The 1,985-nt window shown below is 54.1% G+C and carries 3 protein-coding genes; 2 read left to right on the forward strand and 1 reads right to left on the reverse strand.

Annotated elements, in window-relative coordinates; translation table 11 throughout:
* Nucleotides 1-471 (forward strand): class I SAM-dependent methyltransferase (locus tag A918_RS0110535; RefSeq protein ID WP_022711027.1); only part of this gene is annotated, 471 nt, incomplete at its 5' end.
* Here the strand turns inward: A918_RS0110535 and A918_RS0110540 are convergent.
* Nucleotides 468-1,697, reverse strand: a complete 1,230-nt coding sequence (locus A918_RS0110540; RefSeq protein WP_022711028.1) for a TIGR03862 family flavoprotein — start codon at nt 1,695-1,697, stop codon at nt 468-470. The genes A918_RS0110535 and A918_RS0110540 overlap by 4 nt on opposite strands.
* A 76-nt stretch (nt 1,698-1,773) precedes the next feature.
* On the opposite strand from A918_RS0110540, the gene A918_RS0110545 reads away from it, so the two are divergent.
* Nucleotides 1,774-1,985, forward strand: a 212-nt coding sequence (locus A918_RS0110545) for a DUF4377 domain-containing protein (protein WP_022711029.1), incomplete at its 3' end; no start/stop codon positions are given.

Below are 1,985 nucleotides of genomic sequence, written 5' to 3' on the forward strand. Positions count from 1 at the left end.
GCTACCGCAGGGCTTGGCCGCGATGCCTTTTTGCTGGCATCACTTGGCGCAAAAGTGACCTTGATTGAGCGGTCAGAAAAAATGCATGCTTTGCTGGCCGCAGGGCTGGAACGCGCTGCGGCAGAAGGCGGGCGCTTGGCGGAGACCGTGGCGCGGATGACGCTGCTCTTTGGTGACTCCTGTGCCTTGTTGCCGGAACTGAAGCCGCAGGTAGTTCTGGTTGATCCGATGCATCCGCCACGCGGAAATACGGCACTGGTCAAAAAAGAAATGCGCCAGATCCGCGAGATTGTCGGTACCGATCCTGATGCGGAAAGGCTGATGCAGGTGGCGCTGGAAGCTGCGCAAAACCGTGTTGTACTGAAATGGCCGCTGCGTGCGGAACCAATGGCAGGTATCCGCAAACCTTCGCATCAGATATTAGGCAAGAGCACTCGCTATGATGTGTTTGTGAAGGCGAAGATCGTTTAAGCCTGCAACCATTTAAGCATGCCGCGGGCAGCGGCACGGCCTGTTGCAAAGCAGGCGGTGAGAAGATAGCCGCCGGTCGGCGCTTCCCAATCCAGCATTTCACCGGCAACAAAAACACCCGGCAATTTGTGCAGCATATAATTGTCGCTGACCTCATCCCAGACAATGCCGCCGGCAGAGGAAATCGCCTCTGCAATCGGGCGCGGACGCAGCAATGGCACTGCGAGATTTTTAATTTGCTGCGCAAGACCTTCTGCGGAGAGCATATGAGCATCCGGCATCAGTTCGCGTAATAGAGCTGCTTTCACACCTTCAAGGCCGGTGGCTTTGCGCAGGCGGTTGGAGAAGCTGCTTTTGCTGCCTTGCTTGGTGAGATCGCGTATCAGCCGTTCAACTGACCGTGCGGGTGTCAGATCAAGATAGAGACTGGCGGTGCCGGTATTATTCAGCTGATCGCGCAATGCAGCGGCGTGGGCATAGATCAGACTGCCTTCAATGCCGTGCTGCGAGATGACAAATTCACCCTCAATCCGGCCTGCCGGAGATGTGACGGCAACCGATTTGATCGGTGCACCTGCAAAGCGCTCGCGAAAGACTGTGCTCCAGTCAACATCAAATCCGCAATTAGCCGATTGGAAAGGTGCAGTATTGATATTCTTTTCCGTAAGCCACGGCACCCATGCGGTATCAGAGCCAAGGCGCGGATAGCTGGCGCCACCCAGAGCCAGTAATGTGGCATCAGGGCTGATCTGCTTTTCACCTTCCGGTGTGTCAAACAAAAGAGTGTCTCCGCTGAAGCCTTTCCAGCGATGACGTTTCAGGATTTTGATGCCTTGCGCTTCCAGCCGTGCGACCCAGTTGCGCAATAGTGGCGAGGCTTTCATCCGTTTCGGAAAGACGCGGCCGGAACTACCGGTGAAGACCTCGATATCCAGCTGTTCAGTCCATTCACAGATATCTTCAGGCGTAAAAGCATCGAGTGCCGGAATGAGGCGCGAGCCGCTGGAACCATAGCGGGTACGAAAGCGTTCATAGGGCTCTGAATGGGTGATATTTAGACCGGATTTGCCTGCCAGCAGAAATTTGCGTGCAACAGTCGGCATGGCTTCATAAACAGTAACGTCATGCCCGTGCGCGGACAGAATTTCTGCCGCAGCAAGGCCTGAAGGACCGCCGCCAATAATGGCAATGGTCTTGCCGTTGGTATGTGTGTTTTGAGACGTCATCCGGTTCACCTGCTGTTCAGGTTGTTTTAGCTAAGTTCAGTGCTGACGCAAGTAAGAAGCGAAGACGGAGAAGCCTGTGAAAAAGACCTTTATTATACCTGTTGTAACTGCGGCCATTGTTGGTGCCGGTCTGTTGTCGATACAGCAGGCGAGTGCAGCCGGTAAGAATGAGGTGCTTTATATCAATAATAAGCTGGTTGATTGTGTTGGTGTAGGGCCGCAAAAATGTATGCAGGTGCGCAAAAGCCCGAAAAGCGAATGGACATTATTCTATGGCGGTATTGACGG

Origin of the sequence: Pseudochrobactrum sp. AO18b, assembly GCF_000409565.1 — a bacterium.
In the GTDB taxonomy this organism is placed as follows: domain Bacteria; phylum Pseudomonadota; class Alphaproteobacteria; order Rhizobiales; family Rhizobiaceae; genus Pseudochrobactrum; species Pseudochrobactrum saccharolyticum.